This window comes from Pseudarthrobacter kochi, assembly GCF_055412805.1.
The window spans coordinates 1-13,926 of sequence record NZ_JBVAYV010000021.1; the positions used below are offsets into that span (position 1 = coordinate 1).

At 67.9% G+C, this 13,926-nt stretch carries 12 protein-coding genes, 1 tRNA gene and 1 pseudogene; 5 read left to right on the forward strand and 9 right to left on the reverse strand.

Annotated features, from left to right (window positions below; genetic code table 11):
- A pseudogene (locus tag ACZY0Y_RS11580) lies at positions 1-494 on the reverse strand (HNH endonuclease); the annotation flags it as partial.
- 290 nt (positions 495-784) lie between these two features.
- Here ACZY0Y_RS11580 and ACZY0Y_RS11585 point away from each other — a divergent pair.
- The 4 genes from ACZY0Y_RS11585 to ACZY0Y_RS11600 are packed head-to-tail and all read left to right on the forward strand — an operon-like array spanning position 785 to position 3,321.
- On the forward strand, positions 785-1,288 hold the full coding sequence (locus tag ACZY0Y_RS11585; protein WP_463880048.1) for a MarR family winged helix-turn-helix transcriptional regulator: 504 nt from the start codon (positions 785-787) through the stop codon (positions 1,286-1,288).
- Positions 1,288-1,674, forward strand: coding sequence for a hypothetical protein (locus tag ACZY0Y_RS11590; protein ID WP_463958169.1), 387 nt, complete (start codon positions 1,288-1,290; stop codon positions 1,672-1,674). The genes ACZY0Y_RS11585 and ACZY0Y_RS11590 overlap by 1 nt, the downstream gene beginning before the upstream one ends.
- Before the next feature lie 55 nt (positions 1,675-1,729).
- A complete protein-coding gene (locus ACZY0Y_RS11595) occupies positions 1,730-2,896 on the forward strand; it encodes an NAD(P)-dependent alcohol dehydrogenase (protein ID WP_463880051.1) in 1,167 nt (388 codons plus the stop codon).
- Entirely contained in the window at positions 2,893-3,321 is a 429-nt protein-coding gene (locus ACZY0Y_RS11600; protein WP_160664802.1) for an HIT family protein, read from the forward strand. Before ACZY0Y_RS11595 ends, ACZY0Y_RS11600 begins: the two co-directional genes overlap by 4 nt.
- A 50-nt stretch (positions 3,322-3,371) precedes the next feature.
- Here the strand turns inward: ACZY0Y_RS11600 and hrpA are convergent, their stop codons facing one another.
- Together hrpA and ACZY0Y_RS11610 are read right to left on the reverse strand one after the other, a co-directional pair.
- Positions 3,372-7,445: an ATP-dependent RNA helicase HrpA gene (gene hrpA / locus ACZY0Y_RS11605; protein ID WP_463958112.1), complete on the reverse strand. Its 4,074-nt coding sequence runs from the start codon at positions 7,443-7,445 to the stop codon at positions 3,372-3,374.
- A 125-nt stretch (positions 7,446-7,570) separates the two neighbouring features.
- Positions 7,571-7,738 (reverse strand): hypothetical protein, encoded by a 168-nt coding sequence (locus ACZY0Y_RS11610; protein ID WP_192815776.1) that lies wholly within the window; start codon positions 7,736-7,738, stop codon positions 7,571-7,573.
- 93 nt (positions 7,739-7,831) lie between these two features.
- On the opposite strand from ACZY0Y_RS11610, the gene ACZY0Y_RS11615 reads away from it, so the two are divergent.
- Positions 7,832-8,800, forward strand: coding sequence for a GlxA family transcriptional regulator (locus ACZY0Y_RS11615; protein WP_463958114.1), 969 nt, complete (start codon positions 7,832-7,834; stop codon positions 8,798-8,800).
- 16 nt (positions 8,801-8,816) lie between these two features.
- Here the strand turns inward: ACZY0Y_RS11615 and ACZY0Y_RS11620 are convergent, their stop codons facing one another.
- From ACZY0Y_RS11620 to ACZY0Y_RS11645, 6 genes are all read right to left on the reverse strand, one after another.
- The gene (locus ACZY0Y_RS11620) at positions 8,817-9,125 is read right to left on the reverse strand and encodes a protealysin inhibitor emfourin (RefSeq protein ID WP_463958116.1); all 309 of its coding nucleotides are present in this window, start codon (positions 9,123-9,125) and stop codon (positions 8,817-8,819) included.
- A gap of 43 nt (positions 9,126-9,168) precedes the next feature.
- On the reverse strand, positions 9,169-10,227 hold the full coding sequence (locus ACZY0Y_RS11625; protein WP_463958117.1) for a M4 family metallopeptidase: 1,059 nt from the start codon (positions 10,225-10,227) through the stop codon (positions 9,169-9,171).
- A gap of 199 nt (positions 10,228-10,426) precedes the next feature.
- On the reverse strand, positions 10,427-11,239 hold the full coding sequence (gene yidC, locus ACZY0Y_RS11630) for a membrane protein insertase YidC (protein WP_463958119.1): 813 nt from the start codon (positions 11,237-11,239) through the stop codon (positions 10,427-10,429).
- A gap of 108 nt (positions 11,240-11,347) precedes the next feature.
- Positions 11,348-11,420 (reverse strand) — tRNA-Arg (locus ACZY0Y_RS11635).
- A 78-nt stretch (positions 11,421-11,498) separates the two neighbouring features.
- Positions 11,499-13,034, reverse strand: a complete 1,536-nt coding sequence (locus tag ACZY0Y_RS11640; RefSeq protein WP_463958121.1) for an FAD-dependent oxidoreductase — start codon at positions 13,032-13,034, stop codon at positions 11,499-11,501.
- On the reverse strand, positions 13,031-13,903 hold the full coding sequence (locus ACZY0Y_RS11645) for an FAD:protein FMN transferase (RefSeq protein WP_463958123.1): 873 nt from the start codon (positions 13,901-13,903) through the stop codon (positions 13,031-13,033). Before ACZY0Y_RS11645 ends, ACZY0Y_RS11640 begins: the two co-directional genes overlap by 4 nt.
- Between the last annotated feature and the right edge of the window lie 23 nt (positions 13,904-13,926).

Genomic DNA, 13,926 nt, shown 5'->3' on the forward strand with positions numbered 1-13,926 from the left:
CGGGCCGCGGCGATGATCTTCCGGTCCCCGGCGCCGTCGAAGGTTCCGGTGTCGGGGGCGAGTTCGGCGTCGACGGCGCAGCGGTCCTCCGCGGACAGGCAGGCCGTTTCCCGGACCAAGAGGGTGGCGCGCCATTCGTTGAGCTTCCCGGCCTCCAGGGCCGCCAGGGTGTGGGGCATCTCCGTGACCAGAGCCTTGGCCAGACCCAGGAGCCGGTTCCCGCGGGCGGGGGATTCGCGCCGGGCGAGGGCGATCTGCGCGCCGACCCCGGCGCCGAGTTCCGCCGCCGGCATCCCGGCGTCGGCCTGGTCACGGCGCTGGGACAGGTCGAACGCGACGGACAGGCGGGCCTGGCGGGCGGCCAGGGCGGACTTGAGGTCCTCCAGCTCGCGCGTTTCCTCGAGGAGCGCGGCGGGGCTGTCCGGGGCCGGGAGGCCGGCCAGGAGCCGGGCCACCTCCGCGACCGTCACGCTTTCCGCCAATTCTGGAGCCATGCCGGGCTCCTGCACGCTGTCCATGAATCTAGTGTCCCTGCGTGCTCTGACATTTATGGCCCGCCGGAGGCGTCCCAGCGCATCGGATGCCATGGGGGAGCTTCCCGGTTCGGGAGTGACTCCCTGATTGCCGTCCATGGAAAAACACTATCGGGCACCTGCGACAGTAATGAGGCCCGTCTTACAGTCGTGCGAAATGGGGCCACCCGGCACGTCCCGGGCTCCGAGGTTGTGGTCCCTTGCCGCGATGCCCCTTGACAACAATGCTATTTAGTTAACTACTTAACGATATGAAAGACTTCGAGCAGCGTGACATCGTCGAAAGCGCAGCCTTCAAGCTGCACCGTGCCACTGCGCTGGTCGACCGGGTTGCAGACCGCTATCTTCAGGAACATCACGGAATCCGCTATTCAGGCTTTCTGGTGCTGCTCACCGTCGGCACACTGGGCCAGCAGACTCAACGACAAATTGCGGACGCGCTTGACGTGTCACGGGCATCAATCACCCAGCGGCTCACACGGCTCCTCAACGATGGCCTGGTCACGTCGGGACCGCACCCGGACGACGCGCGCGCGAACACAATCTCGTTGTCCGAGAAGGGGGCGGCCCTGCTGGAACGCGCCTGGCAGGGTCTCGAATCCCATCAGGATGGGGTCGATGCGGGCGTAGACGAAGAAGCTTTGGTTCCACAGCTCGACCAGATCATCGAAAACGCCCTGCGCGTGCTCAAGCCGGACGAGCAGGCCCGCCCAAACCGTGATCAGCCCGTACCTGATCCGGGGATGATGTCGTGATGCCGCTGGATCAGCTTGCCGCGCTTATCGCCTGTGCCGTTCTGGCCGGTCTGGGGATCTTTCAGGGCGCTCTCATCGTCGGGGCGCCGCTCGGGAGAATGGCGTGGGGCGGACAACACGATGTCCTCCCCGCCAGGCTCAGGATCGGCAGCGCCGTGTCCATTGCCCTCTACGCCCTCTTTGCCTATGCGGCGCTGGCCAGGGCCGCCGTCGCCCCGCCGGTGGTCAGCGACACCGTCACCGCGGTCTTTGCATGGGTGCTGACGGCGTACTTCGCGCTGGGCGTGGTGATGAACGGGATCTCCCGCAGCAGACCGGAACGCCTCATCATGACCCCTGTCGCGCTGGTCCTCGCAGCCCTTTACCTTCTCCTTGCGCTCAGCTGATGGGTTAGCGGGCCCCAAGTGGCATGGCGGACGGTCCCGGGGGTAGCGTCGAACCATGACTCCCGGACGCCCCGTACCGCCGCCCCTTGCCAAGCCCCTTCCCGATCTGACTGCGGAGACCACCCCGGACACCACGACGCCGGGGCCGCGCCTCGCCGCCGCCTATGGCGCGACTGCCAGCGACAGCGGCCTCGTTCCCCTGACGGTCGCACGCCGCGCGCCGAAGGAGGACGACGTCGAAATCGCCATCGAATTCTGCGGACTCTGCCACTCGGACGTCCATGCCACCCGGGGCGAATGGGGAACCCGGAACTACCCGCTGGTCCCCGGCCACGAAATCGTGGGCCGGGTGAGCCGCGTCGGGTCCGCCGTCGACGATTTCAGCCCGGGAGAGCTGGTCGGCGTCGGCTGCCTGGTCGATTCCTGCCGTGAATGCGAGAGCTGCCTCGACGGCCTCGAGCAGTACTGCGAAAACGGCATGACCGGCACCTACGGCTCGAAGGACCACCGCAACGGGGACGCCATCACCCAGGGCGGCTATGCCACCTCGATCGTCGTGGACCGCCGCTACGTGCTGCACGTCCCGGAGAGCCTCGACCCGGCCGCTGCCGCCCCGTTGCTGTGCGCCGGGATCACAACCTACTCGCCGCTGCGCCACTTCGACGTCGAAGAGGGGGACGTCGTCGGCGTCGTCGGTCTGGGCGGCCTCGGCCACATGGCAGTGAAACTGGCCAAGGCCATGGGTGCCGAAGTGAAGGTCTTCACGACGTCGGAGTCCAAGGTCGCCGCCGCCCGCGAACTCGGCGCGGACGAGGTCATCCTGTCCCGCGACGAGGCCGCAATGGACGCCGCCAACCGCAGCATCGACGTCATCATCGACACCGTCGCCGCGCCCCACGACCTCAACCCGTACTTCCGTACCCTGCGCGTGAACGGGGCACTCTTCCAGCTCGGGCTGCCCTCGGAGGACATGCCGCCCGTGAATCCCGGTGCCCTGATCCGGCGCCGGATCGCGTACGCCGGCTCGCTGATCGGCGGCATTGCCGAGACGCAGGAGATGCTGGACTTCTGCGCCGGGCACGGCGTCACCTCCGACGTTGAGGTGGTCCGTGCCGACCAGCTCAACGAGGCCTACGACCGCATGGTGGCCGGCGACGTGAAGTACCGTTTTGTCCTGGACACCAGTACCCTCGGAACACCCTCGGAAAGGGCAGACGCATGAGCACTCTCTTCACCAGGATCATCAACGGCGAGATCCCCGGCCGCTTCGTCTGGCGCGAGGACGACGTCGTGGCGTTCCTGACGGTGGGCCCGCTCGCCGACGGCCACACCCTGGTGGTGCCGACCGAGGAAGTGGACCGCTGGACTGACGCGCCTCCCGAAGTACTCGCCCGCGTGATGCAGGTGGCCCAGAAGATCGGCGCCGTCCAGGTCGAGGTGTTCGACGCGGCACGCGCCGGACTCATTGTGGCCGGCTACGAGATCAACCACCTGCACGTCCACGTGTGGCCATCCAACACGATGGCGGACTTCGACTTCGGCTCGGTGGACCAGAACCCCGATCCCGCCCGGCTGGACGCCAACGCCGAGAAGCTCCGCGAGGGGCTCCGGAAAGCCGGCCACGCGGCCCACGTTCCGGCCACCTGAGGCAACACCCGCCCATACGCTGGCGCTCGCCCGGCTCCCCGCATGGGGCGTCAGGCCGGCGCCAGCGCCTTGTTAAGGACTGCGCGGATCCGCTTCTCGGAGACCGAATAGGCGGTCCCCAGCTCGACGGCGAAGAGGCTTACCCGGAGCTCCTCGATCATCCAGCGGACCTGGGTTAACTCCGCTCCCGCCCGCCGGCCCGGGAGCAGGGCCGACGCGGCGTCGTCGTAATCGTCCTCCAGTGCCTGGACCGCCGCCATGTTCTGGGCGTCCCGCTGGACGTTGGTAGGAAGTTTCTCCAGGCGCTTCTCGATCGCCGCGAGGTAGCGCGGCAGCTGGCTGAGCTGGCTGTAGCCCGTGCGTGCCACAAAACCGGGGAACACCAGCTGCTCCAGCTGGCTCTTGATGTCGTTGAGGGCGCTGATCAGGGCCAGGCTGGTGGTGCCCTTGAGCGCCTTCTCGATCCGGCGGGTGCTGGCCAGGATGCGCTCCACGACGGCGGTGACCGTGAAGACCGTGTCGATGAGCTCCGCACGGACCTTCTCATACAGTGCGTTGAAGGTCGCCTCGTCCCACGGCAGCTCGGCAGGGGTGAGCTTGTCGATGGCGGCGAGGGAGCAGTCCGCAATCAGTGCCGTGACGGAGCCGTGCGGGTTCTGGCTGAACGTCAGCTTCTCGGTGTTGTTCAGGTGCTCCAGGACGTAGCGGTCCGGCGGCGGCACCTTCAGGGCGAGCAGGCGGATGACGCCGCCGCGCATGGCCTGTTCCTGTTCGGAGCTGGTCTGGAAGAGCCGCAGGGCCACGGACTTTCCCTCGTCCACGAGCGCGGGGTAGCCGGTGACGGTATGCCCCTTGACCGTGCCCTGGACCTGGCGCTGCACTGTTCCGAAGGACCAGAAAGTCAGCCCCGTCTTCTCGGCGAAACCGGTCGAGGCTGCGGAAACACCGGACGCCGCGGTTCCTGAGGCCGCGCCGGCCGCCTGGGCGGCCTTGCCGTTCGCCGTGCCGTTCGCCGTGCCGTTCGCTGTGCCGTTGGCCCGGCCGTTCGACGACGGCGCCGTGGTCGCGGGCGTGGCGCCCAGCGACTCGGCGATTGCCCGGCGGGTGGCCGGTGCCAGCCGTTCCTGCAGGACGCCGAGGTCCTTGCTTTCGTCCAGCACCTTCGCCTGGGAATCCACGACGCGGAAGCTGACCCGCAGGTGCGGCGGAACGGCATCCCAGTTCCAGGAATGCGGCGGGATGACCTGGCCGCGGATCCGGCGCAGGACCAGTTCGAGGGAGGCCTCCAGCTCGTCGGCGGCCGGATCAAAGTCCGCTTCGAGGGCTGCGACGGCCTGCCGGGCGACGTCCGGTGCCGGCACGAAGTTCTTGCGCACCTGCTTGGGCAGCGACTTGATGAGGGCGGTGACCAGCTCCACGCGCTGGCCCGGAATGAGCCAGCGGAACGCCGCGTCGTCGAGCTGGTTCAGGAACAGCACGGGCACCTCGGCGGTGACGCCGTCGGACGGGTTGGGCGGCGACCCGGGGGCGACGGGGTGGAACTCGTAGCTCAGCGGCAGCTCAAAGCCCTTGTGCAGCAGGGTCTTCGGGTAGGCCGAGTCATCCAGGGCGTCGGCGTCTTCACTGATCAGCAGCGCCTGGTCGAAATCGAGCAGCGCCGGATCCTGCTGCCGCGCGTCCTTCCACCACTTGTCAAAGTGGCGCTCGGACACAACGTCCTTGCCGATCCGGGCGTCGTAGAACTCGAAGAGGGTCTCGTCGTCGACCAGGATGTCCCGGCGCCGCATCCGCGCCTCCAGCTCCTCAACTTCGTGGAGCAGGGCCCGGTTGCGGTGGAAGAACTTGTGGTGGGTCTGCCAGTCACCCTCGACCAGGGCATGCCGGATGAACAGCTCCCGGCAGAGCTCGGGGTCCACCTTGCCGTAGTTGATCCGGCGGCTCGGGATGATGGGCACGCCGTACAGCGTGACCTTCTCATGGGCCATCACCGAGCCCATCTTCTTGGACCAGTGGGGTTCGCTGTAGCTGCGCTTGACCAGGTCCGGCGCCACCTGCTCGACCCAGAGGGGATCGAACTTCGCGGCCACCCGCGCCCAGAGCCGGCTCGTCTCCACAAGCTCAGCGGCCATGACGAAGGTCGGGGACTTCTTGAACAGGGCCGAGCCCGGGAAGATCGCGAAGCGGCTGCCGCGGGCACCGGCGTACTCGCGCTTGCGCTCATCGAGGATGCCGACATGGCTCAGCAGGCCCGAGAGCAGGCTGATATGGATGCCCTCGTGGTTGCCGACCGGATCAGCGAGCCGCTTGTTGTCCAGGCTGATGCCGAGCGGCCGGGCGAGCTGGCGCAGCTGGGCAAAGAGGTCCTGCCACTCGCGGACGCGCAGGTAGTTGATGAACTCGGCACGGCAGAGCCGGCGGAACGCCGTGGAGGAAAGCTCCTGCTGCTTCTCCTGGAGATAGTTCCAGAGATTCAGGAACCCGGTGAAGTCCGAGTTCTCGTCCCGGAAGCGCGCGTGTTTCTCCGCGGCGAGCTGCTGTTTGCCTGAGCCGTCCCCTTGGGGACGCTCGCGCGGGTCCTGGATCGTCAAGGCGGCCGCCAGGATCATGACCTCGCGGACGCAGCCGCGCCTGCCGGACTCGACGATCATCCGGCCCAGTCTCGGGTCCACCGGCAGCTGGGCAAGCTGCTGCCCGACGGCGGTCAGGCCGCCGTTTCTGCCGGTCGCACCGCCGTTTCGTCCGCTGGCGGGCGGGCGGCCTGGGCGGCCGTCGCCGTCGCCCGTCTCTTCCTGCGGACGCGCGGCGCTCAGGGCACCCAGTTCGCGAAGGAGGGTGACGCCGTCGTTGATGGCGCGCGAGTCCGGCGGCTCCACAAACGGGAAGTTTTCGACATCCTTCGGGCCGCGGGCCACGCCCATCGCGGTCATCTGCAGGATGACCGCGGCAAGGTTGGTGCGCAGGATTTCGGGATCGGTGAACGGCGGCCGGGACTCGAAGTCCACCTCCGAGTACAGCCGGATGGCGATGCCGTCCGAGACACGGCCGCAGCGGCCGGAGCGCTGGTTGGCGGAGGCCTGGGACACCCGCTCGATCGGCAGGCGCTGGACCTTGGTCCGGTGCGAGTAGCGGGAGATGCGGGCGGTGCCGGTGTCGATGACGTACTTGATGCCGGGGACCGTCAGGGAGGTCTCGGCGACATTGGTGGCGAGCACGATCCTGCGCTTGCTGCCGGGATGGAAGACCTTGTGCTGTTCCTGCAGGCTCAGCCGGGCGAAGAGCGGGAGCACCTCGGTGCCGGCCAGCTTCCGGTTGGACTGGATCCTGCCGTTGAGGGCCTCGGCGGCGTCACGGATTTCGCGCTCGCCGGAGAAGAAGATCAGGATGTCGCCGGGCGCCTCCTGCGCGAGTTCGTCGACGGCGTCGCAGACGGCGTCCAGCGGATCGCGGTCCTCTTCCAGCTCGTCGTCGGAGGCGTCGACGGCGTCGTCACCTGCGGCGCCGGGGCCGCCGGCCGGCTGGGACAGCGGCCGGTAGCGGATCTCGACCGGATAGGTGCGGCCGGAGACCTCGATGATCGGCGACGGCTCCTCCTCGCTGCCGAAGTGCTTGGCGAATCGCTGCGGATCGATGGTGGCCGAGGTGATGATGATCTTCAGGTCCGGCCGCTGCGGCAGGATCCGTTTGAGGTAGCCGAGAATGAAGTCGATGTTGAGGCTGCGCTCGTGTGCCTCGTCGATGATGATCGCGTTGTACTTGCGCAGCAGCTTGTCGCGCCGGATCTCGGCCAGCAGGATGCCGTCGGTCATGAGCTTGACCTTGGTGTTGCGGCCGACCTCGCCGGTGAAGCGGACCTGGAAGCCGACTTCCTGGCCGATCTCGACGCCGAGCTCTTCCGCGATGCGCTCGGCGACCGTACGGGCGGCCAGCCGGCGCGGCTGCGTGTGGCCGATGAGTCCGTTCTCGCCGAGGCCAAGCTCCAGGCACATCTTCGGAATCTGGGTCGTCTTACCGGAACCGGTCTCGCCGGCGATGATGGTCACCTGGTTGGCCGCGATGGCGGCCATCAGGTCCTCGCGGCGCTCGGAGACCGGCAGCTCGGCGGGGTAGGAGATATGCAGTGTCATGGCTGCACCCAGTCTACTGGGAAGTGTTCCTGCGGCGGTTCCGGGACAAGTAAGTGCCCGGTCCCTTGCGGGGCCGGGCAGTGGGCGGTGGTTCGGGGGTGTGCAGCGTGACCGCTGCCAGGGGTTCAGAAGATCCGGAAGGTGTAGTTGGTGCTGGGCAGGTCCAGGGCTGACCAATAGTTTTCCGAGCGGACCGGCGGGTTGTGGCCCAGCCCGTCCTTGCGGAGGGCGGCGGCGGTGGCGGCGAGGCCGACGACGATGAGGACAATGAGGGCGATTCCGAGGAGTTCCATACCTCCATGGTTCTCCGGTGCCAGGACGAAAAGAAGTGGCAGAAATGCCCAAAAAGCTATATTTTCTGCCACAGTGTCTGCCAGAATAAATGCATGATCAAATCAGTGGCAATGATCGTGGTCCCCAACTTCGCAATCTTCGAGTTCGGGACCGCGTTTGAGGTCTTTGGCGTGGACCGGTCGGACCGGGGGACCGGCGTGCCCGCCTTCGACTTCCGGGTCTGCACCCCGGCGCCGGGGGATGTCCCGATGAAGTCCGGGCTGTCCATGCATGTGGGGCTCGGACTTGACGCCGCAGCGGATGCGGACCTGGTCATCATGGCCCCCTATGGCCGGGACGAGGATGTTCCCGAATCCGTCCTCGAGGCACTGCGCGCCGCGCACGCCCGCGGGGCGTGGGTCATGTCCATCTGCTCCGGAGCCTTCGCGCTGGCCCGGGCCGGGCTGCTGGACGGCCGCCGCTGCACCACCCACTGGCATTACTCCCAGGAGCTCGCCAGCCGGTACCCCGCTGCCCTGGTGGATGAAAACGTCCTCTACGTCGAGGACGGCCGGATCATCACGAGCGCCGGGACGGCCGCGGGCATCGACGCGTGCCTGCACCTGGTCCGGGTGGAATTCGGCGCCACCGTTGCGGCAGCCATCGCCCGTGACATGGTGGTTCCGCCGCACCGCGACGGCGGCCAGGCCCAGTTCATCGACCGGCCGATCCCGGCCTGCGGCTCAGAGCCGATGGAGGAACTGCTGCAGTGGATGGTGCGGCATCTGGGGGAGGACCATTCGGTCAATGAACTCGCCGCGCGCGTCCACATGTCGCCCCGGACGTTTGCCCGGCGCTTCCGCTCCGAGACAGGGGCGACCCCGGCGGCCTGGCTCAACTCCCAGCGGGTGCTGCGGGCACAGGAGCTGCTCGAGACCACGGACCTCAATATCGACGAAATCGCGCGCGAATCCGGGTTTGGCCACTCGGTGCTGCTGCGGCACCACTTCGCCAAGGTGCTGGACACGAGCCCGCAGTCCTACCGCCGGACGTTCCGCGGACACCTGGCCGCCGCGGTGTAGGGGATGTGGCCTGAGGCTAGCCAGGATCCGACGCCGCCGTGTCCTCGGCCGTGTCCTCGGCCGCGGCGCGGGCGCATTCGACGAGGTCCCGCCACGGACCCGTCAGCTCACGCTCCGGCAGGACCGCCCGGCGTTGATCAGCCCGGATGCTGTACATGAACCGGTCTGGCTGGCCGGTTGTCCCGCTGACCCCGGCGACGGCGTCCCACGGGCACGCTTCGATGAGCAGTTGCCACCGGTCGGTGTCCTCAGGCGGCTCGGGCCTGACGGTCCAGGTCCGCTTTATTCCGGCCACGCCGCCGCTGCGCTGGACAGTTATCTTCATCGGACTCGGATCTTGATCGGACTCGGATCTGCTGGAACGTGGCCTAACGCCTCGCTCCCGGGAACTTTACCTTCACAGTTTCCCACGCCGACCGCACGGCGTCATGCTCTGTGGATTCCGCCCCGAAGAGCTCGGTGGCAGAGGCGGCAGTTGCCTTGGCGAACGCTCCAAACGTGGCGCTCGGGGCCAGGGTGCCGCCCGTCAGCGTCTCGTACCAAATCCGTCCCGGAGCGTCCCAGGCATTTCCTCCGAGGGTGGTGGCAACCAGGCAGAACGCCCGGTTGGGGATCCCGGAGTTGATGTGAACGCCGCCGTTGTCAGCGCTCGTATGCACATAGCCGTCCATGGAGGCCGGCTGCGGGTCCTTGCCGAGCACGTCGTCGTCGTACGCCGTCCCCGGAGCCTTCATGGACCGCAGGGCGGACCCCTGGACCCTGTCGGTGAAGAGGCCTTCGCCGATCAGCCAGCTCGCCTCCGCCGTCGACTGCTTCCGGACAAACTGTTCAACCAGGGCGCCGAAGACGTCGGACATTGATTCGTTCAACGCGCCGGCCTGGTTGCGGTAGACCAGCCCGGCGGAATACTGGGTGACGCCGTGGGCGAGCTCGTGGCCGATCACGCTCAGCGACTTCGTAAACCGCTGGAAGACCTGGCCGTCGCCGTCGCCGAAGACCATTTGCTGGCCATCCCAGAACGCGTTGTCGTACAGGCGGCCGTAGTGCACCGTGGCATCGAGATGGAGGCCGTTGCCGTCGATCGAGTTCCGGCCGAAGGCCTCGGCGTAGAGGCGGTGGGTGTGTCCCAGCCCGTCATAGGCCTCATCGGCGGCGGGGTCGCCGGTGGGCGGCTCCCCCTCCTTGCGGACCACGCGGCCGGGGAGCTGCTCGGCGAACTTGGCGTCGTAGACCGTCCGTTCCGGCGGGGACGGCTTGAGCTCCCGCATGCCCGGATGGCTGCCCGGCCCCGGAACCGCGCGGGATGCCTGGAAACTCGGGACGTGCAGCAGGGCTTCCTTCGCCGCACGCGCGGTTGCCGAGAACTCCGGTTCGCGCTGGGCTGCCAGGCGGCGGAGCAGGTACGGAGGGATGATGGAGCAGTACATGTGAGACCCCTTTGTGCTTCGGCGGGATCCCGTGGTGGTGCGGCGGCCGGCACCCAGTCCAACCACCCAATCCAACCACCCCGCCGGAACCCCGCTGCCGATGCAGACAGCCTACGAGCGTGCACCGACAATTGGCAGGGTGCCGGGCCTCCTTCTTCGGGCGGCGCGCATCCCAGGCCGGCCGCCGGGGGACTGAAACCTAGCCGGCCACCCGGGGAGACCGCGGGTCAAGGACGAATTGTTGCACCATGGTCCATAAATTCGTAGTGGTCCAGTAGATCAGGGCACCGATGGGGAAGATGATGCCACCCGCGCCGAAGACGATCGGCAAGGCGTGGAGCACCGCTTTCTGCTGCCGGATGAACGGGCCTGCTGCGGCGTCCGCGGTCATGTTCCTGGCCATGATGTGCTTCTGGGTAATGAACTGTGCCGACGTCATGGCCAGGATCATCACGATCGAGAGGATCCACGCCCCGACCACATTGCCGTCCCCAGCCGTGCCATGGAGCGCGGACGCGGACAGCGGGACACCGAAGATGCTGGACTCGTCGAACTGCACCGCTTGCTCGTGGCTCATGGCGCCGATGCCCTGGCCTTTGGCAGCCGCCGTCGGGATGCCTGACAACACGGTGAAGAGCGCGAAGAAGAACGGCACCTGGACCAACAGGGGAAGACACGCCGAGAACGGGTTGGTGCCGTGCTTCCTGTACAGGGCCATCTGTTCCTGCGCCATGGCCTGCCGGGACAGCGGGTCGGTCTTGCCGTTGTACTTTTCCTGCAGCTTCTTCAGGTCCGGCTGCAGCTGCCGCATGCGGCGCTGTGCCTTGATCTGCTTCAGGGAGACGGGAATCAAGGCGGCGCGGATGACCAGCACCAGGCCGATGATGGACAGCGTCCAGGTCCAGCCGCCGGCCGGCGGCAGGCCGGTGGTGCTCAGGGCGTCGTGGAGTCCCACCATGATGGCCGAAACCAGCCACTGGAACGGAAACAGCAGCGCTGCACCGAAGTCCATCCGCTGCCCCCATTCGTAGGGCCGCCGCGCGGCCTGTGAACCTGCACCCTGTCAGCCAACACGAAAGAACCCCCAGAATCCAGTGGATCCTAGGGGTTCTTGTCTGTGTGCCCTCGATTGGAATCGAACCAACGACCTTCTGCTCCGGAGGCAGACGCTCTATCCCCTGAGCTACGAGGGCAGTCAGGGATCCTGCCGTTACCGGCGGGACGTCCTAGAGCTTAGCAGGAAGGGGGGCTCCAAGGGAAAATCGGCGCGCTCAATACCCGGAGAAGGAGTCCACATGGATCCGGCGCGCCCCGGCCCGGCGGGCGGCGGCGCGGAGGGAACGGACACTCGCCGGGGAGCCCGACACATAGACCTCCCGGTCCGCGACGTCGGGAACGAGGTCCTTCAGCGAGGTGCCATCGATCCGGACGGAGCCCGCATCCTGCATAAACGCCGGCGGCGCGGAGCCGTCGGCAAGCCGGGCGATGACCCGGGCCCCGGTGCGTTCGAGCTCCCCGGCGTAGGCGAGTTCGGCGGCATTCCTGGCGAGGTACAGCAGGACCACGTCCCGCTCCCCGGCAGAACCGCCGGACAGCTGGGCCACATACGGGGTAATGCCGATCCCGGCCGCAATGAGCAGCACGGGCACGCCCGGAGCCCGTGGCAGGACAAAATCGCCCCCCACGGTGGTGGCCGTCAGCTCGTCGCCGGGGACCAGGGCAAGGAGTGACTGTTTTGCCGTGGACAGCGGCTCCGCCGTGCCCACGCCGATCCTGAGTTCGGGGGAGTCCTGCGGGCTGGTCAGGCTGAACACCCGCCGCCGGCCTGTGTGGTCGGCCTTCGCGTGCGGCAGGTTCAGCTCGAGGTACTGCCCCGGGATGAAGTTCAGTGGGCGTTCGGGCTGGAAGCTGAATTCCGTCGTCGTCGGCGTCAACGGACGGGAGCCCCGGAAGTGAAGCAGGACGCGGCCGCGCTGGCCCGCGGTGAAGGCGAGCGCGTTTCCCACCAGCAGCGCCAGTTCGGGGGAATTGGCCACGAAGCCCAGGTTGTAAGGGACGGCGAACAGCAATCCGACGACGGCGGCCAGCGTCAGCTGCTGCCACCGGCGCGGCGGCAGGGTGAGCGGCTCGGTGAGCATAAAGCCGACGAAGAACAGCACCGGGCGCTGGGCCAGGGTCTGCCACAGCGCCTCGCCCGGCCCCATCCCGGTGCGCAGCAGTTCCACGGCCACAATGGACACCGCCACCACCGTGAACACCGATGCCATCAGCAGCTTCCGCACCCGGTAGAGCACCAGCAGGACCCCGGGCAGCACCAGCCAGAGCATTGCCGGGGTGGCGGCCCACCAGGTGGCGATGTTGAGTCCGGTCAGCCCGGTGAGGAACGCCCCGGCCGCCGCCGGATTGAAGAGGTGGCGGCCTCGCCAGGCAAGCGCGTATTTCGACGCCGACGCGAGCACGCAGGCGAGGGCAACGCCGGCCAGGTCCAGGTACTGCAGCCCCGCCGGGAACTGCGTCGGCCAGAAGAGGAAATAAAGCAGCAGGCCCGTGATCAGTGACGATTCAGAGTGCGGGCGGACGTGGAACACCGCGGCGAGCGCCCGGTTGGACGCGTAGGTCAGGCCCAGGCAGAGCACCAGATGGGCGATCATCCCGGGGAGTCCGAACGTCAGCCAGCCGAGCACCTCCAGCAGCAGGCTGAAGCCGGCCAGCACCGCCAGGACCCAGAGGATCAGCCGGTACATCGTGAACCGTCCCAGCGCCGTGTCCAGCCGCGAACTGAGGGGAGAGGAGATTGTGGCGGTCATGAAAACAGCACCCCTTCAAAATCGGCCGAGTACTCCGCGTGGCCGTCCGAGTGGACAGTCAGCCAGGAAACGTCGAATTCCGCCTGCAAACGGGGCCCCTCGACGAAAAACAGGGCAGTCGCCAGGGCATCGGCCACCATGGCGCTCGCCGCCATCGCCCAGCTGGCGACGACGGTGCGCACCGGCGCCCCGGTGGTGCCGTCCAGCACGTGGTGCAGCCCGTCGCACCAGGCGCGCCGGTTGGCGGCGGACGCGCAGAGGGCGCCGGTCCCCAGTTTGACGATTCCAATGGCCCGGTCCGGATCATAGGGATGCTCCAGGCCGACGTCGACCGGTGCGGATCCGGTATTGAGCAAATCGCCGCCCGCGTCGATGAAGTGCTCTCCGACGCCCGCACCACACAACTCGGCGGACAACAGGTCCGCCAGCTGCCCCTTGCCGGCCGCCCCGACGTCGATCACCACAGGGGCGTGGGTGGTCAGCACGGTGCCCTGCCAGTCGAGCACCTCGTCCCAGGGCGGCGCGGGCAGCGGCGGGCCGGCCGGATGCAGCGAGTAGTGGGCGTCGTACCCGAGCTGTTCCAGGCTGCCGCCGATCAGCGGGGTCATGGCCCCGCCGCTGAGCCGGTACAGGGTTTCGTAGAGCGGCCCCAGGGCAGCTGCCTCGGACGGCAGGACGTAGCGGCCCGGCCGTCGTGCCGCGCCGGCGATCAGGGAGTCGGGCCGGAACCGGGACCAGGCGGCGTCGTAGTCCGCCACGGTATCGAGCAGCCGGCGCCGGAGCGCGCCGGGGAGCGGGGACGGTGTGGAGACCTCCCAGCGGGTACCGATCCCGTCGAAGCTGAAGTCCGTCCAGCCCGGATGCGCCACGTTTCCTCCTGCCGGCTACTGGC

Coding starts and splice junctions, on each gene's coding strand:
- ACZY0Y_RS11585 (WP_463880048.1), top strand. CDS start 785: ATGAAAGACTTCGAGCAGCGTGACATCGTCGAAAGCGCAGCCTTCAAG.
- ACZY0Y_RS11590 (WP_463958169.1), top strand. CDS start 1,288: ATGCCGCTGGATCAGCTTGCCGCGCTTATCGCCTGTGCCGTTCTGGCC.
- ACZY0Y_RS11595 (WP_463880051.1), top strand. CDS start 1,730: ATGACTCCCGGACGCCCCGTACCGCCGCCCCTTGCCAAGCCCCTTCCC.
- ACZY0Y_RS11600 (WP_160664802.1), top strand. CDS start 2,893: ATGAGCACTCTCTTCACCAGGATCATCAACGGCGAGATCCCCGGCCGC.
- hrpA (WP_463958112.1), bottom strand. CDS start 7,445: ATGACACTGCATATCTCCTACCCCGCCGAGCTGCCGGTCTCCGAGCGC.
- ACZY0Y_RS11610 (WP_192815776.1), bottom strand. CDS start 7,738: ATGGAACTCCTCGGAATCGCCCTCATTGTCCTCATCGTCGTCGGCCTC.
- ACZY0Y_RS11615 (WP_463958114.1), top strand. CDS start 7,832: ATGATCAAATCAGTGGCAATGATCGTGGTCCCCAACTTCGCAATCTTC.
- ACZY0Y_RS11620 (WP_463958116.1), bottom strand. CDS start 9,125: ATGAAGATAACTGTCCAGCGCAGCGGCGGCGTGGCCGGAATAAAGCGG.
- ACZY0Y_RS11625 (WP_463958117.1), bottom strand. CDS start 10,227: ATGTACTGCTCCATCATCCCTCCGTACCTGCTCCGCCGCCTGGCAGCC.
- yidC (WP_463958119.1), bottom strand. CDS start 11,239: ATGGACTTCGGTGCAGCGCTGCTGTTTCCGTTCCAGTGGCTGGTTTCG.
- ACZY0Y_RS11640 (WP_463958121.1), bottom strand. CDS start 13,034: ATGACCGCCACAATCTCCTCTCCCCTCAGTTCGCGGCTGGACACGGCG.